The organism is Roseovarius sp. MBR-6 (assembly GCF_040547525.1).
Classification (GTDB): domain Bacteria; phylum Pseudomonadota; class Alphaproteobacteria; order Rhodobacterales; family Rhodobacteraceae; genus Roseovarius.
Map to the genome: position 1 here is coordinate 127,290 of NZ_JBEPPW010000006.1, position 26,958 is coordinate 154,247.

The 26,958-nt window shown below is 66.6% G+C and carries 20 protein-coding genes; 5 read left to right on the top strand and 15 right to left on the bottom strand.

Features of this window, described 5'->3' with window-relative positions:
- Nucleotide 1: 1 nt before the first annotated feature.
- From ABIE57_RS10075 to glf, 4 genes are all read right to left on the bottom strand, one after another.
- Entirely contained in the window at nucleotides 2-1,450 is a 1,449-nt protein-coding gene (locus ABIE57_RS10075) for a mannose-1-phosphate guanylyltransferase/mannose-6-phosphate isomerase (protein ID WP_354538885.1), read from the bottom strand.
- Nucleotides 1,451-1,473: 23 nt separating this feature from the next.
- Nucleotides 1,474-2,442, bottom strand: coding sequence for a GDP-L-fucose synthase (fcl, locus tag ABIE57_RS10080; RefSeq protein WP_354538977.1), 969 nt, complete (start codon nucleotides 2,440-2,442; stop codon nucleotides 1,474-1,476).
- A gap of 5 nt (nucleotides 2,443-2,447) precedes the next feature.
- Nucleotides 2,448-3,569 carry a GDP-mannose 4,6-dehydratase gene (gmd, locus tag ABIE57_RS10085; protein WP_354538886.1) on the bottom strand — a complete coding sequence of 374 codons (1,122 nt, stop codon included), beginning with the start codon at nucleotides 3,567-3,569 and terminating at the stop codon, nucleotides 2,448-2,450.
- Between the two features lie 137 nt (nucleotides 3,570-3,706).
- Entirely contained in the window at nucleotides 3,707-4,843 is a 1,137-nt protein-coding gene (gene glf / locus ABIE57_RS10090) for a UDP-galactopyranose mutase (protein WP_354538887.1), read from the bottom strand.
- A gap of 259 nt (nucleotides 4,844-5,102) precedes the next feature.
- Between glf and ABIE57_RS10095 the strand changes: the two genes are divergently transcribed.
- Nucleotides 5,103-7,511 carry a calcium-binding protein gene (locus tag ABIE57_RS10095; protein WP_354538888.1) on the top strand — a complete coding sequence of 803 codons (2,409 nt, stop codon included), beginning with the start codon at nucleotides 5,103-5,105 and terminating at the stop codon, nucleotides 7,509-7,511.
- A 9-nt stretch (nucleotides 7,512-7,520) separates the two neighbouring features.
- Here ABIE57_RS10095 and ABIE57_RS10100 read toward each other — a convergent pair whose 3' ends face one another.
- On the bottom strand, nucleotides 7,521-8,180 hold the full coding sequence (locus ABIE57_RS10100) for a hypothetical protein (RefSeq protein ID WP_354538889.1): 660 nt from the start codon (nucleotides 8,178-8,180) through the stop codon (nucleotides 7,521-7,523).
- A 131-nt stretch (nucleotides 8,181-8,311) separates the two neighbouring features.
- Here ABIE57_RS10100 and ABIE57_RS10105 point away from each other — a divergent pair, with 131 nt between their 5' ends.
- Nucleotides 8,312-13,936 carry a glycosyltransferase gene (locus tag ABIE57_RS10105; protein WP_354538890.1) on the top strand — a complete coding sequence of 1,875 codons (5,625 nt, stop codon included), beginning with the start codon at nucleotides 8,312-8,314 and terminating at the stop codon, nucleotides 13,934-13,936.
- A gap of 3 nt (nucleotides 13,937-13,939) precedes the next feature.
- On the opposite strand, the gene ABIE57_RS10110 is transcribed toward ABIE57_RS10105, so the two are convergent.
- Both ABIE57_RS10110 and ABIE57_RS10115 read right to left on the bottom strand, forming a co-directional pair.
- Complete coding sequence (locus tag ABIE57_RS10110; protein ID WP_354538891.1) at nucleotides 13,940-15,397, bottom strand: glycosyltransferase; 1,458 nt, start codon at nucleotides 15,395-15,397, stop codon at nucleotides 13,940-13,942.
- Between the two features lie 3 nt (nucleotides 15,398-15,400).
- Nucleotides 15,401-16,162, bottom strand: coding sequence for a sulfotransferase (locus tag ABIE57_RS10115; RefSeq protein ID WP_354538892.1), 762 nt, complete (start codon nucleotides 16,160-16,162; stop codon nucleotides 15,401-15,403).
- A 195-nt stretch (nucleotides 16,163-16,357) separates the two neighbouring features.
- Here ABIE57_RS10115 and ABIE57_RS10120 point away from each other — a divergent pair, with 195 nt between their 5' ends.
- Nucleotides 16,358-17,821, top strand: coding sequence for a discoidin domain-containing protein (locus tag ABIE57_RS10120; protein WP_354538893.1), 1,464 nt, complete (start codon nucleotides 16,358-16,360; stop codon nucleotides 17,819-17,821).
- 87 nt (nucleotides 17,822-17,908) lie between these two features.
- On the opposite strand, the gene ABIE57_RS10125 is transcribed toward ABIE57_RS10120, so the two are convergent.
- The 5 genes from ABIE57_RS10125 to ABIE57_RS10145 all read right to left on the bottom strand — a co-directional run bounded on the left by ABIE57_RS10125 (nucleotide 17,909) and on the right by ABIE57_RS10145 (nucleotide 21,102).
- The gene (locus tag ABIE57_RS10125) at nucleotides 17,909-18,067 is read right to left on the bottom strand and encodes a sulfotransferase (RefSeq protein ID WP_354538894.1); all 159 of its coding nucleotides are present in this window, start codon (nucleotides 18,065-18,067) and stop codon (nucleotides 17,909-17,911) included.
- 64 nt (nucleotides 18,068-18,131) lie between these two features.
- On the bottom strand, nucleotides 18,132-18,887 hold the full coding sequence (locus ABIE57_RS10130) for a class I SAM-dependent methyltransferase (RefSeq protein WP_354538895.1): 756 nt from the start codon (nucleotides 18,885-18,887) through the stop codon (nucleotides 18,132-18,134).
- 128 nt (nucleotides 18,888-19,015) lie between these two features.
- Nucleotides 19,016-19,177 (bottom strand): hypothetical protein, encoded by a 162-nt coding sequence (locus ABIE57_RS10135; protein ID WP_354538896.1) that lies wholly within the window; start codon nucleotides 19,175-19,177, stop codon nucleotides 19,016-19,018.
- An 81-nt stretch (nucleotides 19,178-19,258) separates the two neighbouring features.
- Nucleotides 19,259-19,918: an ABC transporter ATP-binding protein gene (locus ABIE57_RS10140; RefSeq protein ID WP_354538897.1), complete on the bottom strand. Its 660-nt coding sequence runs from the start codon at nucleotides 19,916-19,918 to the stop codon at nucleotides 19,259-19,261.
- An 11-nt stretch (nucleotides 19,919-19,929) separates the two neighbouring features.
- A complete protein-coding gene (locus ABIE57_RS10145) occupies nucleotides 19,930-21,102 on the bottom strand; it encodes a KpsE/RkpR family capsule polysaccharide export protein (RefSeq protein WP_354538898.1) in 1,173 nt (390 codons plus the stop codon).
- A gap of 76 nt (nucleotides 21,103-21,178) precedes the next feature.
- On the opposite strand from ABIE57_RS10145, the gene ABIE57_RS10150 reads away from it, so the two are divergent.
- Nucleotides 21,179-21,994, top strand: a complete 816-nt coding sequence (locus tag ABIE57_RS10150; protein ID WP_354538899.1) for an ABC transporter permease — start codon at nucleotides 21,179-21,181, stop codon at nucleotides 21,992-21,994.
- On the opposite strand, the gene ABIE57_RS10155 is transcribed toward ABIE57_RS10150, so the two are convergent.
- A complete protein-coding gene (locus ABIE57_RS10155; RefSeq protein ID WP_354538900.1) occupies nucleotides 21,954-22,961 on the bottom strand; it encodes a glycosyltransferase in 1,008 nt (335 codons plus the stop codon). The two genes, ABIE57_RS10150 and ABIE57_RS10155, sit on opposite strands and share 41 nt — an antisense overlap.
- A 105-nt stretch (nucleotides 22,962-23,066) precedes the next feature.
- On the opposite strand from ABIE57_RS10155, the gene ABIE57_RS10160 reads away from it, so the two are divergent.
- Nucleotides 23,067-23,999, top strand: a complete 933-nt coding sequence (locus tag ABIE57_RS10160; RefSeq protein ID WP_354538901.1) for an AEC family transporter — start codon at nucleotides 23,067-23,069, stop codon at nucleotides 23,997-23,999.
- Nucleotides 24,000-24,008: 9 nt separating this feature from the next.
- Here the strand turns inward: ABIE57_RS10160 and uvrC are convergent, their stop codons facing one another.
- Nucleotides 24,009-25,874: an excinuclease ABC subunit UvrC gene (gene uvrC / locus ABIE57_RS10165; RefSeq protein ID WP_354538902.1), complete on the bottom strand. Its 1,866-nt coding sequence runs from the start codon at nucleotides 25,872-25,874 to the stop codon at nucleotides 24,009-24,011.
- Between the two features lie 296 nt (nucleotides 25,875-26,170).
- A complete protein-coding gene (locus tag ABIE57_RS10170; RefSeq protein ID WP_354538903.1) occupies nucleotides 26,171-26,950 on the bottom strand; it encodes an SDR family oxidoreductase in 780 nt (259 codons plus the stop codon).
- Nucleotides 26,951-26,958: the final 8 nt, after the last annotated feature.

Here is a 26,958-nt window from a genome sequence, read left to right on the forward strand (position 1 = left end):
CTCACCCCTTCGCCCCCTGACCGCGTGCGTAGATGTCTTCGTATCGGATGATGTCATCCTCGCCGAGATAGGTGCCGGTCTGCACCTCGATGAGGACCATCGGCACCTTGCCGGGGTTTTCCATGCGGTGCACCGCGCCGAGCGGGATATAGACCGACTGATTCTCGCTGATGAGCTGGACCTTGTCATCTATGGTCACTTTCGCCGTTCCCTCCACGACGATCCAGTGTTCCGAGCGGTGGTGATGGCTTTGCAGGCTGAGCGCGGCACCGGGATGCACATGGATGCGCTTGACCTGAAAGCGCCCGCCGGTGGCGAGGCTCTCGAACCAGCCCCAGGGGCGATAGTCGCGGGGCAGGGTCTCGGCCTGTCTGGCACCTTGTTTCTTCAGCGCCTCCACTGCCTTTTTCACGTCCTGCGCGCGGCTCCGATGCGCCACGAGCACCGCGTCGGGCATGGCCACGGCGATGATGTCCGTGAGTCCGATGCCGACCAGCGCCTGTTGCCTGTCCTCGGCGCGCAAGAGCGTGTCCGCGCAGTCGATGGCGGTCGCGGGGCCGGAGGTGACGATGCCCGCGCCGTCCGGCGCGCTCTCTCTCCAGACGGCATCCCAGCCGCCCAGATCGGACCAGGCCCCGCCATAGGGCGCGACGCTCAGGTTGCCGGCCTTTTCCATCACCGCGTAGTCGATGGACTCGCTTTCGCACGCGGCCCAGGCTTCGGGGTCGAGGCGCAGGAAATGCAGGTCGCGCTCTGCCGTCGCATGGGCGCGGGTCACGGCGGCCAGCATCGCGGGCTGGTGCGTCTCGAAGGCCGACAGGATCGTGTCGGTCGAGAAGAGGAAAATCCCCGCGTTCCACAGATGCATCCCGTCCGCCAGCAACGCCGCTGCCGTCGCTGCGTCCGGTTTTTCGACAAATCCCCTGAGCGGCTGCGGAACGGGTGCGAAATCGGCCTCCGGGGACGTGCTGAGCGCGAGCCAGCCATAGCCGGTCTCGGCCCGGTCGGGCCGGATGCCGAAGGTCACGATACGCCCTGCCCGGGCAGCCGGGATGGCGGCCTGTACGGCGGCGCGGAATCTCTCGGGATCGGGGATCACGTGATCCGAGGGCGCGACCAGCATCAGCGCGCCGGGCGCGCGCGCCTGCACGTCCAGCGCTCCGGCCAGGATCGCGGGCGCGGTGTTGCGCGCCTCGGGCTCGATCAGCGTGGCGGCGGCGGCGATGTCCACCCCGGCCAGTTGTTCGGTCACGACAAAGCGGTAATCAGACCCGGTGATGATCGTGGGGGCCGCGTATCCCGCGCCCGACAGGCGGCGCGCCGAGGCCTGAAAGAGGCTTTCCTCCCCCGTGAGCCGGGTGAATTGCTTGGGATAGCTCTTGCGCGACAGCGGCCAGAGCCGGGTGCCGGAGCCGCCACAGAGCAGGAGCGGATGGATATCCTCGGCCATGGTCAAACCTCCCTTGCCCCGCGTCATCCGCGAAAGCCGTCCTGATGTTCCAGAAACCATTGATAGGTGCCCGCGATTCCGTCCTCCAGCGCGATGGCGGCGCGCCAGCCCATATCCTCCAGACGGCGCACATCCATCAGCTTGCGCAGGGTGCCGTCGGGTTTCGTCGGGTCGGTAGCGATCCGGCCCTCATAGCCCGTCGCCCGCGCCACCATCTGTGCCAGCTCCAGAATGGTGACATCCTGCCCGGTGCCGACGTTGATATGGCTCAGCATCGGCGCTGTGTTGGCGTCGTAGGTGGGCTTGTCGAGGTCCAGGACGAAAAGCGACGCCTCGGCCATGTCATCGACATGCAGGAATTCGCGGCGTGGCTTGCCCGACCCCCAGATCACCACCTCGTCGCGCCCTTGCGCGCGCGCCTCGTGAAAGCGGCGGATGAGGGCGGGCAGGACATGGCTGTTCTCGGGGTGGAAATTGTCACCGGGGCCGTAAAGGTTGGTGGGCATGACCGAGCGGTAATCGGTGCCATGCTGTCGGTTGTAACTCTCGCAAAGCTTGATGCCCGCGATCTTGGCGATGGCATAGGGCTCGTTCGTGGGTTCCAGCGGGCCGGTCAGAAGCGCGTCCTCGGCCATCGGCTGCCGGGCCTCGCGCGGGTAGATGCAGCTTGATCCAAGCTGCAAGAGGCGCGTCACCCCGGCGGCAAATGCCTGATGGATCACGTTGCACTCGATCATCAGATTTTCATAGATGAAATCGGCCGGATAGGTGTTGTTGGCGAGAATGCCGCCCACCTTCGCGGCGGCGAGGATCACCACATCGGGGCGCTGATCGGCCATGAAGGCGCGCACGGCGGCCTGATCGGTCAGGTCAAGCTCGGCATGGGTCGCGGTGATGAGCGTGATCGCCTCGCCCGCCGCCACCCGCGCCGCCAGCCGCCGCAGAATCGCGCCGCCCACCATGCCCCTGTGTCCTGCCACGTAGACGCGCATATCGCTCACCCGTTCTCGAAGCTTACCGGCATGTCCATGCCATGCGCCTTGAGCAGCGCGTGCCGCTGCGCGGTGCGCAGGTCTTCGGCGACCATCTCGGCGCACATTTCCTGCGCGGTGATCTCGGGCACCCAGCCAAGTCTTTCCCGGGCCTTGGACGGATCGCCCAGAAGCGTCTCCACCTCGGCGGGGCGGAAATAGCGCGGGTCGATGCGCACGACCACATCGCCGGGCCCCACGCCGGGGGCCTTGTCGCCGCGCACCTCGGTCACGGTGCCGATCTCGTTGACACCCTCACCGGTAAATTCGAGCGTGATGCCAAGCTCTTGGGCTGTCCAATGGATGAAGTCGCGCACCGCATACTGCACACCGGTCGCAATCACGAAATCCTCGGGCGCGTCCTGCTGCAACATCATCCACTGCATCCGCACGTAATCCCTCGCGTGCCCCCAATCCCGCAGCGCATCGATATTGCCCATGTAAAGGCAGTCCTCCAGCCCCTGCGCGATATTGGCCAGCCCGCGTGTGATCTTGCGCGTCACGAAGGTCTCGCCCCGGCGCGGGCTCTCGTGGTTGAAGAGAATGCCGTTGCAGGCATAGATGCCGTAGGCTTCGCGGTAATTGATCGTGATCCAGTAGGCATACAGTTTGGCGACGCCATAGGGTGAGCGCGGATGAAACGGCGTGGTCTCGCGCTGCGGGGTCTCCGCGACCTGACCGTAAAGCTCGGAGGTGGAGGCCTGATAGAACCGGGTGACCTGCTCCAGCCCCAGAAAGCGGATCGCCTCCAGAAGGCGCAGCGTGCCCATGGCGTCGACATCGGCGGTGTATTCCGGCGCCTCGAAACTGACGGCGACATGGCTTTGTGCGCCGAGGTTATAGACCTCGTCCGGGCGCACCTCCGAGAGGATGCGGGTCAGGTTGGAGCTGTCGGTCAGATCGCCGTAATGCAGCTTGAGCCGCTGATGGTTCGAATGCGGATCCTGATAGATATGGTCGATCCGCTGGGTGTTGAAAAGCGAGGCCCGCCGCTTGATGCCATGAACCTCGTAGCCCTTTTTCAGCAGGAATTCCGCCAGATAGCTGCCGTCCTGCCCGGTGATGCCGGTGATCAGTGCCCGTTTCATATGTTTTTGCTTCTCTGCCCTGTGCCCTGGTCCTGTGGCTTCAGCCTGCTAAGCCCGCATCGCGGGCTACAGCCGATCCTGACACAGCGATAGCACATTCCGCCCCTGGGGGAATCCGTGTCGTCGCGGTTGCGTGCTCAGAGCGCCGCGACTGTTGCCGATCTGCGCGCGTGGCTTGCAAGAAAGCCGCGCGCGGCGTCAAGCGCCTCGCGGATGGTCACATCCATGTCGATATAGCGATAGGTGCCGAGACGTCCGACAAAGCTCACCCCGCACTCTTCGGCGGCGAGACGCTCGTATTGCGCCAGCAGGAGTTTTTCCTGTGTCAGGCGGATCGGGTAATAGGGGATGTCGCCGGGGGCACAGGCGCGGGGATATTCGCGGTAGCACACGGTCATCTCGTGGCGTTCCCAGGGGCTGAAATGCTTGTGCTCGGTGATGCGGGTATAGGGTGTTTCCCGGTCGGGGTAATTCATTACCGCGCAGCCCTGCCAGTCGCCTTGCGCGGTGAACCGTTCGAAATCGAGCGTGCGATAGCCCAGGTCGCCCAGCCGGTTGCCGAAATATCCGTCAAGCGGCCCCGACCAGAACAGGTGATCGGCGCGCCGCCCCTGCTCGGGCGTGTAGGGGCAACCGAGATGCACGTCGATGCCGGGATGGTCGAGAATGCCCGCGACAAGCGCGGTATAACCCGCCTCGGGCAGCCCCTGAAAGCGGTGAGCGAAATAGCTGTCCTCGTAGCTGAAGCGCATCGGCAGCCGCTTGAGGATGGACGCGGGCAGTTGATCGGGCGACAGGCCCCATTGCTTTTCGGTATAGCCGCGAAAGAATGCGCCATAAAGCGCGGGACCCATCATGGCGAGCGCCTGTTCCTCGAAATTGCGCGGCTCGTGCCGGGATGGCTGCGCCTGATCGTCAAGAATGAAGCGGCGCGCCTCCTCGGGGCGAAAGGCGCGGCCGAAAAACTGGTTGATCGTGTGCAGACTGAGCGGCAGGCCAAAGACCTGACCGCCAACCGTGGCCTTGACCCGGTGCGCATAGGGTTGAAACCGCGCGTAGCGGTTCACATAGGACCAGACCTCGGCGTCGTCGGTGTGAAAGATGTGAGGGCCGTAGACATGGACGAGAATGCCCGTCTCGGCGCAGCGTTCGGTATGGCAGTTTCCGGCCACATGCGTCCGCGATTCGAGCACGGTGACCTTGTGGCCCGCCTCGGCCAGTTCGCGCGCGATCACGGCCCCGCTGAAGCCGGCCCCGACAACAAGTATCCGCATATCGTCCCTCTTCGATCCGTGGTGGTCCGGTCCTCGTGCAATAGGCCACGGGCCCGAACCTCGGCGGGTCTGAGGTTCAGTCCCCCGCGTGGGAAAGTAGCGGCGTGCGTCGCTTTTGGCCAGTCTCGGGATCACACTGGCGTGAAAATATGAAAATTGCCTAAAGACGTCTGCAAAAGGCGCGGTTCTGCCCGCTTTTTGCGCGGCTGTCTCCGCTCTTGCCCGCGATACCCGGGACCGGTGTGGGGTGGAGGGGGTCATGGGTCTGGAGTTTGTCGCGCATCTCGGTCTTGGCGATCCGCTGCTCGATCAGGATTTGCGCGATCTGGGCGTGGCGTGGTTGCCGTCCGGGGCGCATCTGGTGGCGGGGACCGGGCCGCTTGGCGGCCTTTTGTCCTTTCGTCTGGCGGAGGATGGTGTCGCGCAGCTTGTCGATACCGTTCATTTTTCCGGCGCGGTCGCCACCGGTCAAACCGGGCTTGCCGCCCCGGTCGCGGTCGCGGGCGCGGGGCGCATGGCGCTGGCCTTCGGCACAGCGCCGGATGGGGGAGCGAGGGCGATTCTCGCGCAGGAGTTGACGGGGACGGGCGGCTTTGGTGCGACGATCTCGCTGGGCCGCCTGCCGCAGGCGGGCAGTGAGGTGTCGGCGCTGGTGTCGGCCCGGATCGGCGGTTTGGAAACGCTGTTCGCGGCCGATGGCGTCAGCGGGCAGCTTCTGGTGTTCCGGGCGGGGCTGGCCGCGCCCGCCTCGTCCGCCATGCCGCAGGGGCCCGATGGCGCGGCCCTGCTTGCCGGTCCGGCGCTTCTGTCGCTGGTGGGTGGGGGGGGCGACATGCAGCTTCTGGCGCTCGATCAGGGCGCGGGCGCGCTTTACAGCTTTGCCGTCGATGCCGCGACCGGCGCGCTCTCGGCGCGCGGTGCGCTGGATGGCGGTGGCGGTCTGGCGGTCGCCGATGTCACCGCGCTCGACGTGGTGAGCGCCCATGGCACCACCTTCGCGATCATCGCGGCGGCGGGCTCGCAATCGCTCAGCGTGGTGCGGATCGAGGCCGACGGCACGATGGTGCTGGTGGATCACGTGCTGGACACGCTCGCCACGCGCTTCGGCGGGGCGCAGGGGGTGAGCGTGGCGCAGGTGGGCGATCATGTCTTCGTTGCGGCGGGGGGCGCGGATGACGGGCTGAGCCTGTTTCGCCTTCTGCCCGACGGGCGGCTTTTGCATGTGGAGACGGTGGAGCACGCCCTTGGGCTCGGGCTTGAGAATGTGGGCCAACTGAGCGCCGCCATCCTTGGCACGCAACTTCAACTCTTCGTGGCGGGCGACCCGCGCGGCGGGATCAGTCAGTTCGCCCTCGATCTCTCCACGCTTGGCGTGGTGGCGGAAACCGGCGGCAACGCGGCGGCGCTGCTGACCGGAACGGCGGGTGACGATCTCTTGATGGCGCGCGGCTTCGGCGCGGACACGCTCTCGGGCGGCGCGGGCAACGACATCCTTGTGAGCGGACCGGGCGAGACCGCGATGCGCGGCGGTGCGGGGGCGGATGTGTTTGTCGTCTCGGCGGGGTCCGGCCTTGTGCGGATCACCGATTTTGCGCCCGGCACGGACCGGCTCGACCTCTCGGCGCTGCCGTTCCTGCGCAATGCGGGGCAACTCGGGATCGAGGCGGGCGCGGGTTTTGCCCGGCTCAGGTTCCGCGACACGGTGGTGGAGATCACCGCGACAACGCCGGTCCTGCTCGACGCTGCACGGCTCTTTGGCCCGGTCTTCGACTGGCCCGACCGGCTGCCGATCCTCACCAGCAGCTTCACCCTGCCGATCACCGGCACGCCGGACGCGGATGCTCTCGGCGGGACCGCCGGGGCGGACGTGATCGACGGTCTCGAGGGGGATGACACGATCTTCGGTCTGGGTGGCAATGACACGCTGCGGGGCGGGAACGGGCGCGATTCTCTGGGCGGGGGGCCGGGGCATGACAGCCTGTCGGGCGGCGCAGACAACGATACGCTCTTTGGCGGCGACGGCGATGACACGCTCGATGGCGGCGGCGGCAATGACGACCTTGGCGGTGGCCCTGGCAATGACAGCCTGATCGGCGGGCCGGGGCGTGACCGGCTCTTCGGCGCGGAGGGCAATGACACGCTGCTTGGCGGCGATGGCAACGACATGCTGGGTGGCGGGCCGGGGCACGACCTGATGTTCGGCGGGCCGGACGCGGATGAGCTTTGGAGCTCGGACGGCAATGACACGCTCTGGGGCGCTGCGGGCAACGACACGCTGATGGGCGGCGCGGGCAACGACACGCTTGGCGGGGGCGGAGGCGATGACAGGCTCGACGGCGGAGAGGGGCGCGATACGCTCTGGGGCGGTCCCGGGCAGGACAGGCTTGTGGGGGGCGCGGGCGACGATCAGATCGCCGGCGGGGCGGGGTCCGATACCTTTGTTTTCGCGGACGGCCATGGCCGCGATACGATCACCGACTTTGATCCGTTCGACCCGCTGGAGCGGATCGACCTGCGCGCTGTCGGTGCGCTCGGATCGCTGGCCGACGTGATGGCGGCCGCGACCGAGATCGGCAGTGATCTGGTGATCGATACCGGAGGGGGTGGCGTGATCGTCTTGCGCAATCTCGTGACGAGCGATCTCGATGCCAGTGACTTCATCTTCTGAATGCGGTGCCTACGGATCGCGCGGGGTGCCCGGTGCGCGAGACCGGAGCCATGCCATGCCCCCGGCATTGATCTTATCGAGCCGCTGCCAGAGCGCGTAATCCTCGGCATAGAAGGCGCGCAAGTCGTCCAGCAGGTCGGGCGGGATGGGCCCGGTGCTACGCTCTTTGGACACGTTCTCGCGCGGCAGCGGGCGGCGCACGTCAAGAGCGTCGCAAATCTGGCCGAACATGGGCGACAGGCGGTCATAGGGGATGATCACATCGGCCAGAACCTTGCCCTGCGGGCCGCAGAACTTGTCGCGTTGCAGGTTGGGTTGCCCGTCCGCACGGCGAAAATTCCAGTCCTGCTGCTCCCAGAACTCGGCAAAGCTCATCTCGGGGGGCAGGGGGCTGTCGACCTTGTTGGACTTGCGATAACGGAACCACGAGCCGATCCAGTCGAGCGGGTCGCGCATCACCCCGAACTTGAAGAAAAAGCGCGGCCACTGGCCGGACTGCGCGAAAATCTCGGGATGCGCCTCTATGGCCGCGTGCAAGGAGACGTGCTTGCGCTCGGGCGTGCCCTTGAAAGCGATCTCGGACACGGGTGCCAACGCCGTCTCGATCGAGGTCGAGGCGGTCTTGGTATTGGCCACGAAGACGAATTTCCGCTCTATTCCGATCAGCATTGCCGCGCCTCCTGCCTCGTCGATAGCGTAACGCCCGAACCGATACCAGATCGCAACATGGCGCGGGGGTTTACTTGTCGGCATTGCTGCGGGACAAGCGTCAAGTGCAGACCGTTCAGACAAAGGCTCCCATGGCCCGCGCCCCCCAGATTTCGGTAATCGTGCCGGTTCACGACGTGGCGGCCCATATCGGTGCCTGCCTCAGGAGCCTCAGGTCCCAGACCTTTGACGATTTCGAGGTGATCGTGGTCGATGACGGCTCCGGCGACGCGAGTGCTGCGCGGGCGCGTGAGGCGATGGCGGGCGATGCGCGGTTTCGCCTGCTGGGCCAGTCCCATGCCGGGCTGTCGGTGGCACGCAACGCGGGTCTCGCCGAGGCGCGCGGAGAGTTCATCGCCTTCGTCGATGGCGATGACCGGGTGATGCCGGATTTTCTCGGGCGGATGCTCGGGGCGCTGGAGGAGACGGGGGGCGACTGGGTGGCCTGCGCCTTGCGCTACGTCTTTGCCGACGGCACCGGCGCGGCCCATTCGGGGATTCACAGCGCACCGGACCTCGGCGCGCATGTCGGGCTGCGGCGTCATGACTTTGCGGGCTGGCCGGATGTGGTCGCGCATTTCCCCTCGGCGTGGAACAAGCTCTATCGCCGCTCGCTCATCGACGGGCTGCGATACGACGAGGGGACGTGGTTCGAGGATCACGGGTTTTTCCTGCGGGCCGCCGCGCGCACCGATCACCTGATCCACCTGCCCGAACCGCTCTATCTGCAAACGCAGGGGCGGGCGGGGCAGATCACGGGCCGCGATGACGAGCGGGTGTTCGAGCAGTTTCCCGTGCTGGAGCGCGCGGGCGCGATCATGGCAAAGGGTCCGCACGACGGCGCAGAGGAGGCGCTGGCCACGCTTTCCCACCGTCTGATCGCCGAGCGCGCGCGTGTGCTTGCCTCGCCCGAGCGGCGCGCACGGTTTGCGCGCGCGGCGGCGGCGTTTCTCGACCGGGCAGGGATCGCGCGGGACGGGGCCTGTGTCTCCTGGCGCGAGGAAATGGCGGGCCGCCCCCCGCTTTCGGTCGTGATCCGCTGGGATGGGGCTGCGGTGGGGCCGCTCTCGGACACGCTTGCCGCGCTGGCCGGGGGGGCGGTGCTGGGTCAGGAGGGGGTGATCCTGTGCCCGCGCCCGGAGGATGCCGCCGCGCTTGTCGCGCTGGACGCGGCACCGCATATCCGGGCGGTTCCGGCGGCGGAGGGGCCCGGGGCCGCTCGTGGCGCACTGGTGATCGTTCTCGACGCGGGCGCGCGGCCCGATCCGCATGTCCTGAACGCGCAGGCGCGCGCGCTTCTGGAGGCGGGCGGTGATCTGGGCGTGATCGGCGAGACGGCCCCGGAGGGCGGGCGCTTTGTCCCCGATGCGGCGCTGGCGCGGCGCGCACCGCTGGCGGCGCACATGATCCGGGCGGCGTTGATCCGGTCGCACGATCTGCGCCTTGCCGATGCCGGGGGCATGGCACTTTGCCTCGGAGCCAGCCTGATGGCGGTGCGGGTGGTCAGCCTGCCCGGTGCGATTTTCGAGGCGGAGACGGCGGACGGACAGGCGGCGGATTTCCTTGCCGATCACGACGCCTGCATCGCGGCCCTGCCCGCCGCCGCGCGCGCGCGGCTGCCCGAGGGTTGGGAGCGGCGGCTGTTTCTGCGCGCGCTCTGGCGACACTGGCAACCCGAGCGGCGGCGCGCGATGGTCGCGGCGCTGATCGGCGGGATACGGCGCGGCTATGGGCGGCGCGGCGCGGCGCCTGCCGGTGTCGATGCCGATTTGCCTGCGCGGCTGGTGTCGCTGCTCGATCCCCGCACGGCCCCGCGCGCCCTGCTTGCGCCGCTCGACGAGCCCCCCCCGCCTGCGGCACCGCCCCCCGTGGTGCCCGAGGCGCTCCGGCCCTTTGCGCTTGATGGCACGGGCTGGCTGCGATTCCGGGTCGATCTGGCGGCAGACCCGTTCGCCAACCTGTCGTTTTACGGCGTGGACCGCGTTTCGATCCCGTTTCACGTGTCGTTGCGCCGCGATCAACGGCGGGCCGTGTTGAATGATCGCGATGCAGTCGGGCACTGGCGCGCGGAGATCGCCCATGACGCGCCGCTCGGGCCGCGCATGGTAGAGGTGGTGATCCGGCTGACGGCGACGGATGCGGCGCTCTCGCTGGACGGTGTGCCGCTCGTGCGGGTCGAGGCCGGGGAGCGGTTCGGCGGTCTCGACCGGATCGCGTTCGTGGAATCGCAGGGGTCAATCACGCTGCTCGATGTGGTTTCGGGCTGGTCGGGCAAGGGGCTGGTGCTTGACGAGGGCTGGCTCTTGCGTGTGCCGGCGGGAATTGGGTGTCTGCGGGCGGGACCGGATGAGGCACCGCTGCGCGTGATCGCGTCGGCGGGCGTGCCGGGGGGGCTGGTGCCGCTGCCGGGGTGGCTCTGGGCAGATGTGCCGGAGGGCGCGACGCTCGATATCGTCGCGGATGATCCGGCGCGCGGGGCCTTGCGGATACCGCGCGCGCAGATGGTGGCGCGGCTCGATGCGGCGCTGGCGCACCGGCTTGAGCCGGAGGACATGCCGCGCAGCCTTCTGGTGCTGGAGCATCTTGTCCATGGCGGGTTTGCGCCGCTGCTGTCGTCCGAGGGGCAGGCGCGCGCGCGGGCCTTGGCCGTCCGGTTCGGGATGGCAGGAGCGCTCGGGCTTGCGCCCGTCCCGGAGCCGACACCCGAGACCGGGCGCGAGGTGGCGCGCGCGCTTGCCCGTTTCGCCGGGGCCATGAGCGCCACCCCCGCCCCGGATGCGCGCGACGTGCTGCCCGGTCTGGCGGTGCCCGCCAAAGAGCGGCGCGCGCTGTGTCTCGGGCTGGTGGCGGCGCTGGCCGCCGAGGCGCATGATGGCGCGGATTTCGACGGCGCGATGGCCATGGCGCGCGCGGCAGGGCTGGCCGAAGGGCCGCTGCCGACCGATCCGTGGAGCCGCGCGGCACTCCTGCCTGTCCTGTTGGCCGAGGGGCGGGGCGATGCGGTCCATGACGCGCTCTGGTCGCTGGTGCCGTCCGGGGAGGCGTGGCTGCCGACCACCTGCATTGCGCATGTGGCGCGTCACGCGCTGCGCGCGCGGCGGGTGGACCCGGACCGCCGCGAGGCGCTGATTTACGGGTATATCGATTTCGTCACGCGCCGCCTTGCCGATTCCTGGGGCCGGGCGCATTGCCGCGAGCTCACCCGCGCCGCCGTCGCCCTGCTGGGCCAGCGGGCGCTGATGAGCCGTTACCTGGCCGCGGATTTCGAGGCGTTCTGCCTGCGCGCCTACGGGCTGTCGCGGCTGTTCTGGGAGGCGGTGGAGGCGCAGGGCGTGGCCGATCTGCCGCCACGTCTGGCAGAGGCGCGGGCGGCGTTCCGCCAGGTGGAGCAGGGGCGCGGCGGGCTGGACGCGGCGCTGCGGCTGTTCGCGGCGGCGGGCAACCCTGATGCGGCGCGCGTGGCGCGCGAGATGGGCTGTGCGGTGCCGGGCGAGCAGGTGCGCGCATGGGCCCGCCCGGGCGCGGGCGCTGTTCCCGAGGCCGAGATGGCGGACCTGCGCGCGGCGCTGCCCAAGCTTTATCCCGAGACAGCGCCCCCCCGCCACACCGCATTGCAGCGCGCCTGTGCGGAGATGATCGAGGCGGCGCTGGCCGCGCCCGACACAGGTGAGGCGGGTCCGCTCTTTGAGCGGCTCGACCTGATTGCCGGGGCGCAGGCGCAGTATCTGGGCCTGGGGCTGGGCCTGTCTCTGGTGGCTGGGCTGGGCGACAGTGCCTTGCGCGCCGAGGGTCTGGACTGGCTCGCGGTGCGGCTGGACGATCTGCCCGAGGCCAGGCGCGCGGCGCTGGCGGCGGCACCGTCGGTGCGGCAGGGGGCGGCGCGGTTGCGCGCGGCGCGGATACCCGGTTCGGAGCCGCTGCTGGACGCGCTCGGACCGGGCGCGCCCTTGCCGCCCGGTTGCGCGGCGCTCGGGCCTGCGCATCCGCTCTATGATACGCTCGTGGTGATCTTTACCTGCGCGCCCTATCTTGAAACCCGCGCCCCGGCGCTGCGCGCGGGGTGGCTGCGCCTGCTCGGGGAGATGGGGATCGCCCATGTCTTTGTCACCGGCGGCGGCGATGGCCGGCTGGAGGGCGATGTGCTGCGACTCGATGCGCCGGACGATTACGAGGGCCTGCCGCAAAAGACCCTCGCCGCGATCCGCTGGGTGCACGACCAGACCGATTTCGGCCACATGCTCAAGATCGACGACGATTGCTTTCTGAACGCGCCGGAATTCTTTCGCGCGCTCAACTATCGCCGGTTCGATTATTACGGGCGCAAGCTCTCGCTCATTCCCGGTCAGATGGACCGGCGCTGGCATCAGGGCAAATCCACGTCGCATCGGGCGCGGCGCGCGCTTGACAAGTCGCCCGAACCCTCAAGCTATGCCGATGGCGGCTCGGGCTATGCGCTCAGCCGCCGCGCCATGGCAGAGGTGCTTGCCGCGATGAACAGCACCGAAGGCCGGTTGCTTGAACGGCTGTCCTTCATGGAGGACAAGCTGATCGGCGATCTTCTGGCGTTGAGCGGCATCGCGGTGGCGGAGGACGGGTATTATACGGCGGTCCGTCGTCGCAGCCATGCCGGGGCGAAACCGGTGTCGTCCTGGCATAACGGGTTCCTGGCCAGCCGCGCCATGCCGGTGCAGATGGTGCATCTCGACAGTGCCGAGGATCAGGCCCCGGCACTTGCGCGGTTGGCAAGCCCGGCGCTCTGGCCGAAGAAGATCTGGCCTGGCTTCCATGCGGCGCGTCTCGGGGCGCAGAGCAATGCGCTCGATCTCATCACCTCGGAGGCGAGCGCAGAGGCGGCGCGCGAGGCCCAGGTCGCGGTGGTCTCGGTGATGCGCAACGAGATGTTTCTCTTGCCGCATTTCCTGCGGCATTATCGCGGTCTGGGCGTCGAGCGGTTCGTGATCGCCGATAACGGATCGGATGACGGCACGTTGGACTATCTGGCCGAACAGCGCGACGTGACGCTCTTTTCGGTCGATACCGATTACCGGCGCGCGGCCTGGGGCGTGGCCTGGCAACAGGCCATGCTGGCCGAGTTCCGGCAAGGCAAATGGTCGCTCGTGGCCGATGCCGACGAGCTTCTGGTGTGGCAGACCGAACGGCGTCAAAGCCTGCAAGACCTGCTGGCCACGCCCGCGTTCGAGGGGGCCGATGCGGCGCGGCTCTTCATGCTCGACATGTATCCCGACGGGCCGCTGGAGGGCGCCGGTTTCGCCTCGGGCGATCCCTTCGCGGAGGCGGGATTTGCCGAGCGCATGCCGTTCCTGCGCTCGACCCCGATGCGCGGGCCGTTTTCGGATCAGCCGACCTGGACCTCGGCGCTGCGCCATCGGCTCATTCCCGATGCGCGACCCGAGATGTTCGTGGCGCAGAAAATCGCGCTGCTGCGGTATCACCCGTTCATGCGGCTCTCGGCCGGGCTGCATTTCGTGGGCGACGTGCGGCTGGCGCGGCGCGAGCTGATCCTGGGGCATTTCAAGTATAACGCCGAGTTCCGCCGCAAGGCCGAGGCAGAGGTCGCGCGCGGCCAGCACTGGGGCAATGCCGAGGAATACCGCCGCTATCTCGCGCTTGTCAGCGAGGGCCGCCGCGTGATCCATGATCCGGGGGTATCGCTGCCCTGGCACGCGGTGCCGTTCGTGGCGGCGCGGCTTGGCTGACGGTCAGTGCCAGCCGTAATGGCCGCCAAGCGCGGCCATATGCTCGGCCATGGTGACGGGCGGCCGGGCGTTTTCCCAATAGCGATTCATGTCGACGCGCCCCGCAAGCAGCGCCGCTATCCGGGCATGAAAATCGCTTGTGTCACCTGCGGCAAAGACCATCTCGGGGCAATTGCCCAATTCCTGCGCGCCGCCCATGTCCGAGGTCAGCAGCGGGATGTGGCGGGCGTGCATTTCTATGGCGACCTGCGGCAGGTTGTCGTGCCAGAGCACCGGCACCACCCCCACATCCACGCCTGCAAGCAGCGCATCAAGCCCGTCATGGGAATAGCCGTCCAGATGGGTAAGCCCCGCGAGCCGGTCGCCGAGCGCGGCCAGCCGGATCATCGCCTCCGCCTCACCACGGCGGGCGGCGACGACAAGGCGCAGGCGGCGGGCGAGCGGTTCGGGCAATGCCTCGAGCGCATCAAGCAGGAAATAGAACCCCTTGTCGCGGCGCATGTAGCCCAGATAGGCCAGCGTCAGCGTGCCATCGGCACCGGGCAGGGAGCCGCGTGGCGCGGTGCGGGTGAAGGCCTCTGACTCGAGCGTGCCGATGGGGCAGACATGGGCGCGCTCGGGTTTGATCCCATAGGACAAGGCTATTTTTCGCACCGCATCGGAGACGCACAGAACGGCGTCGCAGTGCCGGTTGAGCGTGTCGATCATCGCGCGCCGCCGCGTCGAGAAGATCACCGCCTCATCGGGGGCGGGCGGCAGGGCAGGCCCGGCCAGACTGCGCCGAAGCCAGCCCGTCCGCCGGAAAAGCCGCATTCCCCAGCGAAACAGCGGATCAAACCCCCGTCCTCCCGGCGCGATGCCAAGGCATTTGAGCCGGTAGGCCACGGCATTGGCAAGCCGGATCACGCGCCTGTCGGGCCGGTGCGGCAGGCAATGCACACACGCCCGCCCACCGTCGAAATCGGCGCAACTGCGGCGCTCCTGATACCACAGGTTCACCTGCGGGCAGATCGGGTAGTAGTTGTGCAGCATGAAGAGGACGCGGGTGTCCGGTGCCGTCTCCTTGAGGCGCAGCACCGGTGCGGGCAGCCCTTCGAGATTGTTGAAATGCACCGCGTCATAGGGGCCGGTGACGCGCAGGAAATCGAAGAAGGTGGCCTCGGTCGCGGGGTGGCTGATCTGGGCGGGGTCGCCGTAACTGTGATGGGCGGGGGCCATGACGCCGGAATTGACGATCTCGAAGCGGCGCGCGCGGTCCGTGTCCGGGCCGTGGCGGACCTGCTCCCAGCGGGGCGGGCCGGGGCGCAGATCGTAGGAGATGCCCGAGGACAGAAAGACCGCTTCGGTCTCCGGTGCCTTGGCCAGTTCGGCCATCAGGTTGCGCTGATAGACCGAGACACCGCCGCCGCGCCGTTCGGGGTCGAGGTAATCCACCCAGTTGACATAAAGCACGCGGCGCATTGTTCAGATCTCCGGGTCGAGCCAGTGGCCGAAGCCGATTTGGCGAAAGTAGCGGGCGATCGGGTCGGGATACTTGAATCGGGCGAGTATGTCGTCGGGGCTTTGCTTGACCAGCGGGCTTTTCATCCCCGGATCGGGTGTTGTGCCCAGAAACCCGGTAATCCGCTCGATGAAATCCGGCGCGAAAAGCTGGCGGTATTCCAGCGTCAGGCGACGGTTGGGCAGGCTGTCGAGCCAGTGCGCGAAAAGCGTGTCCATGCTCGCCATTTCATGCCAGCGCTGGCAGATCCTGCGCGGGCCGACGTTGATCTTTTCGTGGATATGGGCATCGGGTCGGGACTGGGCCCAGATCAGCGATTGCTCGGCCTTGATGAGCGAGGAGACCTGCGCCAGCCGGTTGTCGCGCCAGACATGGATGAGGTCAATCTCGGGGTATTCGGCCAGCCGCTTGAGGATGCGCACGTTGTGGCCAAGCATGTATTTGAACCCCACCCGCTCGACGCCCGGTGGCGCGGCCGTCTCGAAAAACCGCTGCATGAACACAAGCGGAGAACGGTCTCGCTCAAGCAGATGCTCGGGGGCGTCGTCGCGGTCCCTGACGCCGACGATGGCATAGGGGTTGAACTGCTCGCCGCTGCAATGGATCGCGGGATGGGCGTTCAGCAGCGTCATCAGATATGTGGTGCCGCTGCGCGGCAGCCCGATGATGAGAAAGCGGCGCGGGGCGGGGCCGGGGGGGGCTGTCCTCTGAGGGGCTTCGGGCAAGGGGCTGTCCACAAGGTTTCGGATGCGCCCGCGTTGTCGCGCAATTACCGGCCTGTTGCAAGCCAAGGGCGCAGGTGCGTCACCCGCTTGCGCCTGGGCCATGCTTGGGCCAAGGTGCCCGCCAGAGTGCCGAACGGCCGGGGCAGGGGCAGGATGCCGCAATTCTTGAACAGGGCGCGTGGCTGGCTTGGACGGTTGAGGCCCCAGGCCGGCAAGCCGGAGGCGCGGGCAGGTCTGCCGCGCGATTGGGTCAATATCGCCGTCGGCAAGAGGTGCGAGCAATCGTCACTGAGCGACTACAGCCGCCCGCATGAGGCCCATGCCGGGGCGAATGGCCATATCGCCCGCGATTATGCCTTTCACACGGATAACGAGGCGCGGCCCTGGTGGCGGATCGATTTGGGAATGCGCTATCCGTTGCAGGCCATCATCGTGCATAACCGGCGCGCGGCGGCATGGCAGTTCCGCAGCCGAAGCTTGCGGATCGAGGCCTCGGCGAACGGCAAGTCGTGGTTTCTGCTGCATCAGGGGCTGAGCTATTTCGGCACCGGACCCGAGGGGCGGCCCTTCGTTCTGGAACTGGGGGGGCAGGTGCTGGCGCGCCATGTGCGCCTGTCGCTTGACGACCACAGGCCCCTGCATCTTGCCGAGGTCGAGGTTTACACCAGCACGATGGAGACGGCGCTCCGCGACTGGCTGCGCGCGCGGGGGCTTGGGCCGCAGGAGCTCTATTTCGGGTCAAGGCCGGATTTCCACAAGCCGCGCTACTGGTTCACCGGCGAAGGCGCGGTGAGCGCCGTGCAGGTCCGCGAATTCGGGCGCTTTGCCAATATCCTGTTGCAGGTCACGAACGCGGTCGCCTTCGCGCGGCGGATCGGGGTGCGCCGCGTCTACCTGCCCGACTTTGCCAATCTCACGGGCACCGACCCGATCGTGATCGACGGCATCACCCTTTTGCCCAAGGGGCAGGCACGGCCCGAAACGCGGATTCTGGTCGGGGATTTCTTTCGTTTGTCCGCCTTCGACAAGGCGCTCGCGCACGCGGCGGATGCGGCCCGCGCGCAGATCGTTCGCGATCATATCCGCCGACGGCTCGATCTTTTTCCGCTGCCCGAGGCCGCGCGGCTCGATGACCGCACGGTGGTGTTTCACTTTCGCTCGGGCGATGTGTTCCGGCCCCGGCCGCATTCGTTTTATGTCCAGCCGCCTGCCGCCTATTACATCGCCGTCCTTGAGCGCCTTGTGGCCGAGGGGCGCATCGAACGCGCCATTCTTGTGGCCGAGGATCGCAAGAACCCCGCCATCGCGGCGCTGGAGGCGCGGCTTGCGGCGCTTGGCATCGGCTTTCGCTTTCAGAGCGGCAGTTTTGGTGAGGACGTGCAGACGCTCCTTGGCGCGCGGCATCTGGTCTTTGGCTTTGGCACGTTTGGCGTGGGCATCTGTCTTTTGGCAGACAGCATCGACTCGGTGCATTACTTCGGGCCCGCCGACGCATTGCAGCCCTATGATGCGATCCCCGGCATCGGCGCGCTGACGCGCGTGTCCGCAGAGGATTACATCGCCTTTGGCGACTGGCGCGCAACGCCCGCGCAGCTTGAGCTCATGACAGGTTACGATGCGTCCGGCCTGCGGTTCGAGCAGGTGCGCGGCCCCGCCTGAGCCGCGTCTGCTCAGGCGCGCGCCATGATCGCGCGGTGCGCCTCTATCGCCTCTTCCAGATCGGCGAAATACTGGAGCGGCCTGCCGTCAAGCACGTGGCCCGAGGTGCAGAAATCGCGGACCTGTCCCATCGTGGTTGAACTGCTCGCCGCTGCGATGGATCGCGGGATGGGCGTTGAGCCGCGTCATCAGATAGGTTGTGCCGCTGCGCGGCAGGCCGATGATGAGAAAGCGGCGCTTTCGCATCGTTGCCTGACTTTTTATTTGTCCGCTCCACGGGTTGCAAGACACGCGAACAGGATTGAATGTGTCACGCGATCAACAATTCCGACAGGTTGCAATCCGCATGTTTTCGGAATGTGACCACGACGCGTGATTTGTCCTGCCCAACCTTGCCTAGCGTTCTCAGGCGGATATCCTGCTGTCCCGCGAGCATCGTCATCAGGTCGAATTGACGGCCCTTACGGGTTAGGGTCAGACGCTCGTTGTTAATATTGAGGTTCCACTGGTGCAGGCCAACATACTCTTCTCGCTCCGCTTCATCGGGATGAAACATGAGAATGACCCCGCCACCCGTGCGGCAGAGGTTGATGATGTTATAAAGACCAATGATCGGATCAATCGAGTGATCGAGCGAGTTGGCACACCAAACCACGTCAAAACGCCCCGCGCCAAGCTGCCATAGCGCGGTTTCGAAATATCCCTTGATCGGTCGTCCCACGCCTGTCACGCCCTTGCTGTCGAGCGCGGCATTATACTCATCGGCAAGCGGGTCGACTGCCGTCACGTTGACCGTGAAATCGGGATGTGAGGTTCCAATCCAACTCAGGGGGCCTGAGCCGATATCGAGAATTTCAAGCGTTTGACCGGTTTTCAGGTCGAGTGTCGGAAGCAAGTCGGCGACAAGAGGAGCCAAGGGCGCGTTTGGGTCTGTCTTGCGCTGGAACCCTTCTTTCCAGCGCATTCCCCCCGAACGGATCCACTTGCGCCAGAAAACAACCTCGTCGTCGGCACGCTCGCGCCAGATCGCTTCGTCGGATTTCGGTGGCGTGGACGAGCTTGACATAAAAAACCCTCGATTTGGATGCGCGCGCTCACGTGCTGCGCCGTATCGCCCATTGCATGCCGGGCCCGGCCCCTGCGATCTCCCATTCACCGCGCTTAACGAAGTCATTCACAGCGCGATACACTCCCTTATGCAGGCTGTCCGGGTTTGGGTTCCAGCCCGACGCCGCCGGGTGCGAGCAGACGCAGACCCCACAAACGCGCTGTTCGGCGTTCGATATCCCAAGCGGGTATCGGATATTTGGCTTCGGCCTCGCGAAGTTCTGCCAAATCGGTGTCGATATCACCCACGCCAGCTTGGTCCTTTTAACTAAGAGCTATTCTTGAAACTCCGATTAGCATGGGGCGAAGTTGTGAAACAAGTCTGTTCACTCACCCTGATCTCATCACCGCACCATGGACGTCTATCGCCTCTTCCAGATCGTCGAAATAGCGCAGTTGTCCGCCTTCGAGCACCAGACCGGCGGTGCAGAAATCGCGGACCTGTCCCATTTCGTGGCTGACAAGGATGGCCCCCGCGTGGCGCATCCGGTCGACAAAGACCCGGCGGCTCTTGGCGCGAAAGGCGGCGTCGCCCACGGAGGTGACCTCGTCCACCAGATAGGTGTCAAAGCGGATGCCCATGGAGGCGCCGAACGTGAGCCGCGCGCGCATCCCGGCCGAATAGCTGCGCACCGGCATGTGGAAATGCTTGCCCAGATCGGCGAAATCGGCGACGAAATCCACCAGTTCCTCGGCGTCGACGCCGTAAATGCGGGCGATGAAGCGGGTGTTTTCCGCGCCCGTCAGGTCGCGGTGGAAAGAGCCGCCAAAGCCCACGGGCCAGGACACCAGACCGTCCCGGATCACCCGCCCCGCATCCGGGCGCAGGCTGCCTGCCACCAGTTGCAGCAGCGTCGATTTTCCGGCCCCGTTGCGCCCCAGAAGCGCGACCGACACCCCCTCGGGAAGGCGCAGCGTCTGGTTGTCGAGCACCACCTTGCGGGTGTCGCGCACCCGGAAACTTTTGGTGAGGCGCTCGAACCGGATCACGCGCGGCCCCCTCAGTCGCGGTCGCGGATCGCGTAATAGACCAGCACCATCACCGCCCATGAGAGCACCAGAAAGAGCCCCGACAGAAGCTCGATCAGGAGGCGGTTGGGATATGCGCTCGTCTCGGCGAGGGTCGGCGCGATATAGGTGGCCAGATAGCGGCTCTGGCGAGAGGCCTTGGCGCGGGCCACGTCGAGCGCTGCGAGTGCTGCGCGATAGGTTTCCTCGGCAAACTCCCGATCCACCTGTAGCGCCTCGTATTCGGCGATGAGGCGCGGGTAATCCTCACCGCTGACCCCGGCGGTTTCGGTGGCGAAGCCCTCGCGCTCGCGCGCGATACGCTCGCGGATGACCTCGATCTCGCGCGCGGTCTGGAGCTTGCGCGGGTCGTTCGCCGTCGTGTTCTGGTCGAGGATGTCATACGAAATCAGCGCCTGGGCAAGCTGCTGCTGAAGGTTGTTGATCACCCCCATGCGGCCCTGGATATCGGCGGCGGGATCGACGATCTGGGTGCGGGTACGAAAACTGGTGAGCGCCTCGCGCGCGGTCTTGAGCCGCGCCACCGCCTCTTCCAGATCGGTTTCGGCGTAGCGCATGGCGTCAGCGCGGGCGCGTTCGTTGAGGCGGTTGATCATCTCCTGGCTCTGGCGCAGGATTTCGCGCGCGATGGCCTGTGCCATGTCGGCGCTGTAGGCCACCACCTGCACCTCGATAAGGCCGGACCGCTGATCGTAGGAAATCCGCAGGATGCGCCGCCAGAACCATTCGAGATCCTCGATGCTGGCCGAGGGCCAGAGCGCGAAGAGCGGATCGCGCCGCCATTGGGCGGCGAAATGCGCGCGCAGCCCCAGCCGTGTCTCGACCTCGCGCACCATGGTCTGGCTGAGGATGAATTCATAAAGGATATCGCCATCCGAAGACAGGCTGGAGCCGGTAAGCGCGGTCAGCCCGCCGAGGATTTCGGTGGCGCCGCCGGTCTCTTCCTGCCGGACGGTAAAGCCGGTGACCGAGCCATACCGATCCTCGGCCACGATCCATAGGTAGATGGAAATCGCCGTCGAGGGCAGCAGCACCAGAAGCACGAAGGACCACAAAAGCCCGCGATGCCTGCGGCGCAGCCGCGCGGGACCGGCGGGCGGGCGCACCGCCACAAGCTCCTTGGGTTGCTGGGCCTGGGTGTTCATCCTGCCGTCATCGGTTCCGTTTCCATTTCCCTTTCCTGTCTACATACTGGGCCCCGAAAGGGCCAGCACGAGAATCATGCCAGAGCGAACCGCCCCCGCGATCCAGCGCCCCGCCGCCGCGCGCCGCAGCTTTCGCAGCCTGCGCGCGATAGCTGCGCTGATGCTGCGCGAGATGGCCACGCGCTATGGCCGTTCGCCGGGGGGCTATGTCTGGGCCTTGCTGGAGCCGCTCGGCGCAATCGCCATTCTGGCGATCGGTTTCTCGCTGATCATTCGGTCGCCGTCACTCGGCAACAGCTTTCTTCTCTTCTACGCCACGGGCTTCATGCCATTCATTCTTTACCAGGACCTTTCCAACCATGTGGCGCGATCGGTGAATTTCTCGCGCGCGCTGCTCTACTATCCGGTGGTGACATGGGTGGACGCGCTGGCCGCGCGCTTCGTGCTCAACACGCTGACGGGCATTCTGGTGGCGGCGATCGTTCTGGGGCTGGTGTCGCTCTTCACCGAGACGCGGATGAGCTTCGACGTGGTCCCGGTCCTGCGGGCGATGGCGCTGGCGATCCTTCTGGGGGGCGGTGTCGGCGTGCTCAACTGCGCGCTCTTTGGTCTTTTCCCGGTGTGGATGCAGGTCTGGTCGATTGCCACGCGCCCGCTCTTTCTCGTTTCGGGCGTGTTCTTCCTCTATGAGGACATGCCGGCCACGGCGCAGGCGATCCTGTGGTGGAACCCGCTTATCCACATCGTCGGCATCATGCGCGAGGGGTTCTATGTCAGCTATCAGGCGAGCTATGCCAGCGTCCTTTTCGTGGCGCTGACTGGGCTTCTGACACTGTTCTTCGGGGTGGTGCTCATGGGGCGCTATCACCGCGACATTCTTCAGAACGGGTAGGGCTGGCCCAGTGCCGCACGGTGGCATGCGTCATACCCGTGCGCCGCAGAAGGCCATCGCGCAGCGCGCGCGCCATCAGCCGCAAAGCGCGCCTGCCGCCCTCCGGGTGGCGCGCCGCAGACCAGAGCCATTTCGGCACGATCAGCAAAAGCGCAGGCCAGAAGAACGCTCCCGCCGCCGCGCGATAGACCAAAAGCAGATTGCGGTGATAGTAATAGAGCCGCCAGAGCGGGCGGATATGCCCCCCGCCGCCGAGACTGTGGCAATCATGCTCGAACCGAAGCGCGGGCACGAAGCCGATGCGCCCGCCCCGCGCCGAGAGTGTCAGCGTATAGAGCGTGTCGTCGCCATAGAGAAACAGGCCCGGATCGGGCAGCCCCGCAAGCGCCACGGCGCGGCGCGAGAGAAAGAGCCCCACGAAGGAGGCCCCGTCGATCCGGCTGGCGGGCGCGTTCGGCGCAAAGGCGTCCGGCGGCAGGTGAAAGCCGCGCCGCCCGCGCAGCAGCGTGCGCCAGAACATGCGGCGATCCGCGAACGGGTTGCACGAGGGGATGTTCATCGGTGCGATGCGGCCATCGGGGAGGAACACGGCGGCGGCGAGCGCGTCCCAATCGCCGTGCTCGATGGCGTGAAACCTGGCCAGCGCGTCGGGCTCGGGGCGCGCATCGTCATCCATCACCAGCGTCCAGTCGGGATCGTGGCGGTCGCGCGCCCGCGCGATCCCGGCGGCAAAGCCACCCGCGCCGCCGGTATTGGTGTCGAGCCGCAGAACGTCGAGCCGGGGATCGATCAGCCCCGCGAGATAGCCCGCCGTGCCGTCGGTCGAGGCATTATCCACCACGACGAGCGCGGCGAGATCACGGGGCGGGGAGGCGAGCAGGCGCGTCAGCGTTGCGCGCAACTGCGTCAGCCGGTCATGGGTGACCACCACCGCCACGAGGCGTGATCCGGGGGCGGTGGCGGTCAATGCGTGCTCCTGAAAACGTCTTTTGCCCGTGTTCGCCAAAATCCGCGCCGCTGTCAAACAGGTCGCTGGCGATTGACGCGGGCGGGCAAGCTGATACCTAGCGCCATGCTCAGCGTGTTCCTGCAAACCCTGCCGTTCTTTCTGATCATCGGCCTCGGATACGGGGCCGGGCGCAGCGGGTTCTTCCCGCAGGAGGGCACGGCCTGGCTGACGAAATTCGTGTTCTACTTCGCGCTTTCGGCGATGCTGTTCCGATTCTCGGCCAATCTCTCGCTTGGCGATGTGCTCGACTGGCAGGTGGTGCTTGGCTATCTCGCGGCGACGACGGTGGTGTATCTGCTGGCCACGCTCGTCGCCTGGCTGCGGCGGGTGCCGCTCGAGGAGGCGGCGATCGAGGCGCAATGCGCGGTGATCGGCAATGTGGGCTTTCTCGGGATCCCGATGCTGGCCATGCTGATGGGCGAGGCGGCTATCGGCCCGGTCGTGCTGGTGCTGGCGGTCGATCTTCTGGTCTTTGGCTCGCTGGTGGTGATCCTCATCACCGGGGCGCGCGACGGGCGCATGTCGGTGCGCATCCTTGGCAGTATCGGGTTGGGCCTTGTGCGCAACCCGATGATCGTGGCGATTGCGGCGGGGTTCGCGTGGTCGGCGCTGCGCCTGCCGATCCCCGAGACGATGAACGCCTTTCTGGCCATTCTGGGCGGTGCGGCGACGCCCGGCGCACTGTTTGCCATCGGCGCATCGCTCGCGGCCAAATCCGCCGAGCGGCCCTATGTGGCCGGGTGGCTGTCGCTGTGCAAGCTGGTGCTGCACCCGGCGGCGGTGGCCATTTCGGTGCTGTGGCTTTTTGATGTTCCGCCCTACACGGCGGCGGTGGTGATCGCGGCGGCGGCGTTGCCGGTGGCGGGCAATGTGTTCATCATCGCGCAAAGCTATGGCGTGGCCCCGCGTCGCGTGTCATCGGCGATCCTGATCTCGACCCTGCTGGCGGTGCTGAGCGTGGCGCTGGTGATCGGCTGGACCGCCGCGCTCTACTAAGCGCGCGCCTCAGTCCTTTTCGTGGAAGAAATCGTAGAGCTTCTGGGCCAGTGCGTCCGATACCCCCTCGACCGCCTTCAGATCGGCGAGGTTCGCGCGGCTCACCGCCTTGGCGCTGCCGAAATGCGCGAGCAGCGCGCGCTTGCGGGCGGCACCGACGCCGGGCACCTCGTCAAGCGGGGTGGCAGAGATGGATTTGGCGCGCTTGGCGCGATGCGTACCGATGGCAAAGCGGTGCGCCTCGTCGCGCAGGCGCTGGATGAAATAGAGCACCGGGTCATTGTGGCGCAGCGCCATCGGGTGCTTGCCCACGCGGTGGAATTCCTCCTTGCCATGGTCCCGGTCCACGCCCTTGGCGACGCCGACCATGGGGATATCCGCGACGCCCATCTCGCGCATGATGCCCGCCACCGCGCTCACCTGTCCCGCGCCGCCGTCGATCAGCAGCAGGTCGGGCCAGTGCCCTTCGCGGCGGTCGGGGTCTTCTTTCAGCAGGCGCTTGAAACGGCGGGTGAGCACCTCTTTCATCATGCCGAAATCATCGCCGGGGGTCAGATCCTCGCCCCGGATGTTGAACTTGCGGTAACTGTTCTTCTGAAAGCCCTCCGGCCCCGCCACGATCATCGCGCCGACAGCAAAAGCGCCCTGAATATGGCTGTTGTCGTAAACCTCGATCCGGCCCGGCGGCCCCGGCAGATCGAACGCCTCGGCCAGCCCGCGCAGCAGTTTGCCCTGCGTGGCGCTCTCGGCCATCTTGCGCGCAAGGCTCTCGCGGGCGTTGCGCAGCGCCGCCTCGACAAGCTCGGCCTTTTCGCCCCGCTGCGGCACACTTAGCGTGACCTTGCGCCCGAGTTTCTGCGACAGCGCCGCCTCCATCAGGTCGGGATTCTCGATCGCGTGCGACAGGATCACGGCGCGCGGCGGCTCCTTGCTGTCGTAGAACTGGCCCAGAAATGCCTCCAAAGCCTCGGCCTCATCCACATCCGCCCCAACACGCGGATAGAAATCGCGGTTGCCCCAGTTCTGCCCCGCGCGGATGAAAAATACCTGAACGCAGGCCTGCCCCTGATCGAGATGGAGCGCCACGATATCGGCCTCGGCCACGCTGCGCGGGTTGATGCCCTGCGCGGTCTGCACCTGTGTCAGCGCCTTGATCCGGTCGCGCAGGGCGGCGGCGCGCTCATATTCCATCGCCTGCGCTGCCTGCGCCATCTCGATGGCCAGTTTCTCCTGAATCTCGGTGGAGCGCCCCGACAGATACCGCTCGGCATCGCGCACCTGAACGGCATAATCGGCCTTGGAAATCTTGCCCACGCAGGGCGCGGTGCAGCGCTTGATCTGGTATTGCAGACAGGGGCGCGTGCGGCTCTCGAACACCGCGTCGGTGCAATTGCGAAGCTGGAACACGCGCAACAACTGCGCCAGCGTGCGGTTGACCGCGCCCGCGCTGGCGAAGGGGCCGTAATAGCTGCCCTTCTCGCGTTTTCCCCCGCGATGCTTCTTGATCATCGGGAAATCATGCGCGGTGACAAGGATGTTGGGAAAGCTCTTGTCGTCGCGCAACAGCACGTTGTAGCGCGGCTTCAACTGCTTGATGAGGTTCTGCTCCAGTAGCAGCGCCTCGGTCTCGGTCGATGTGGTCAGGAACATCATCGAGGCGGTTTCCCGGATCATCCGGGAGATGCGCCCGGTATGCCCGGTGGGCCGCGCGTAGCTCGAGACCCGTGCGCGCAGGTTGCGCGCCTTGCCCACGTAGAGCACGCGCGACTGCGCATCGAGCATCCGGTAAACGCCCGGCGAGCCGTCGAGCGTGCGCAGGTAATCGCGGATTACCTCATGCCCGGTGCGGGCGGGGGGCGGATCGGTGTCTGTCATATGCGAACGGGTGTGATTCCTGTCCCGTGCTGCAACGGCGCGCCGCAAAGGGCAAGGGGGAAGCTGTCCACGATTCCTGTGGATAAGTCTGGAGACAGTTTCGGGTCAGCCGGAAATTTCCGTTCAAACCGGCTGGGTTCCTTGACCTGCCTATATTTTGGGCAAATAATCAAAGCATTGATATTAAAGGATAACTTTTTAGAGAGAGCGCAGTTGATTGAAAACATTAGCGATTTTGTAACGCTTACGTGGCGGAACGGTGAAGGGTGCAAAACTTCTTGGCGCAGGTCATCTTTTCACTCGACCCCGAGGACATCCGGCGTTTGCCAGCCAAGGTGCTGACCGCCGTCCACGCAAAGCAACTGACCGGTCACGCCGGGGGCGTCGAGCAGGTAAGTGAGGGCCGTGCAGACCTCATCCGCGTCGCTGCCGCGCCCCAGAATGGTGGCGCGGCGCTGCCCGGCGAAGTGCGCCGCGCTCTGGCGGTGGCCCTGAATCGTGGGGCCGGGGCCGATGGCGTTGACGCGGATGCGCGGGGCGAGCGCCTGCGCGCCGGTGCGCGTGAGCGCCCAAAGGCCCATCTTGGCGATGGTGTAGGTCATGAACTCGGGCGTGAGCTTGCGCACGCGCTGGTCGATCATGTTGACGACAAGGCCGCGCGCGCGCGGCTCGCCATTGAGATCGGTCACGGGCTCGGGCACGAGGCGGGCCATTTCCTGCATCAGCACGAAGGGCGCGCGCAGGTTGCTTTCCATATGCCGGTCCCAGCTTTGGCGGGTGGCGGTGGTGATGTTGTCATACTCGAAAATCGAGGCGTTGTTGACCAGCGTCAGGATGGGGCCGCCAAGCGCCTGCGCCGCGCGGGAGACCAGCGGCATCACTTGCCCTTCTTCCAGAAGATCGGCGCAGAGCGTCACCGCCTGACGCCCCATGGCGCGTATCTCGGCGGCGACACTCTCGGCATCTGCCGCGGAGGTGGCGTAATGCACCGCCACGTCATGCCCCTGTCGCGCCAGTTCCAGCGCCATCGCGCGGCCCAGCCGCTTGCCCGCCCCTGTCACCAATGCCCGTGTCACGCCCGGCC

Excerpts from the sequence above, each read along its gene's own strand:
- ABIE57_RS10075 (WP_354538885.1), bottom strand. The coding sequence starts at position 1,450 with ATGGCCGAGGATATCCATCCGCTCCTGCTCTGTGGCGGCTCCGGCACC.
- fcl (WP_354538977.1), bottom strand. The coding sequence starts at position 2,442 with ATGCGCGTCTACGTGGCAGGACACAGGGGCATGGTGGGCGGCGCGATT.
- gmd (WP_354538886.1), bottom strand. The coding sequence starts at position 3,569 with ATGAAACGGGCACTGATCACCGGCATCACCGGGCAGGACGGCAGCTAT.
- glf (WP_354538887.1), bottom strand. The coding sequence starts at position 4,843 with ATGCGGATACTTGTTGTCGGGGCCGGCTTCAGCGGGGCCGTGATCGCG.
- ABIE57_RS10095 (WP_354538888.1), top strand. The coding sequence starts at position 5,103 with ATGGGTCTGGAGTTTGTCGCGCATCTCGGTCTTGGCGATCCGCTGCTC.
- ABIE57_RS10100 (WP_354538889.1), bottom strand. The coding sequence starts at position 8,180 with ATGCTGATCGGAATAGAGCGGAAATTCGTCTTCGTGGCCAATACCAAG.
- ABIE57_RS10105 (WP_354538890.1), top strand. The coding sequence starts at position 8,312 with ATGGCCCGCGCCCCCCAGATTTCGGTAATCGTGCCGGTTCACGACGTG.
- ABIE57_RS10110 (WP_354538891.1), bottom strand. The coding sequence starts at position 15,397 with ATGCGCCGCGTGCTTTATGTCAACTGGGTGGATTACCTCGACCCCGAA.
- ABIE57_RS10125 (WP_354538894.1), bottom strand. The coding sequence starts at position 18,067 with ATGCGAAAGCGCCGCTTTCTCATCATCGGCCTGCCGCGCAGCGGCACA.
- ABIE57_RS10130 (WP_354538895.1), bottom strand. The coding sequence starts at position 18,887 with ATGTCAAGCTCGTCCACGCCACCGAAATCCGACGAAGCGATCTGGCGC.
- ABIE57_RS10145 (WP_354538898.1), bottom strand. The coding sequence starts at position 21,102 with ATGAACACCCAGGCCCAGCAACCCAAGGAGCTTGTGGCGGTGCGCCCG.
- ABIE57_RS10150 (WP_354538899.1), top strand. The coding sequence starts at position 21,179 with ATGCCAGAGCGAACCGCCCCCGCGATCCAGCGCCCCGCCGCCGCGCGC.
- ABIE57_RS10160 (WP_354538901.1), top strand. The coding sequence starts at position 23,067 with ATGCTCAGCGTGTTCCTGCAAACCCTGCCGTTCTTTCTGATCATCGGC.
- uvrC (WP_354538902.1), bottom strand. The coding sequence starts at position 25,874 with ATGACAGACACCGATCCGCCCCCCGCCCGCACCGGGCATGAGGTAATC.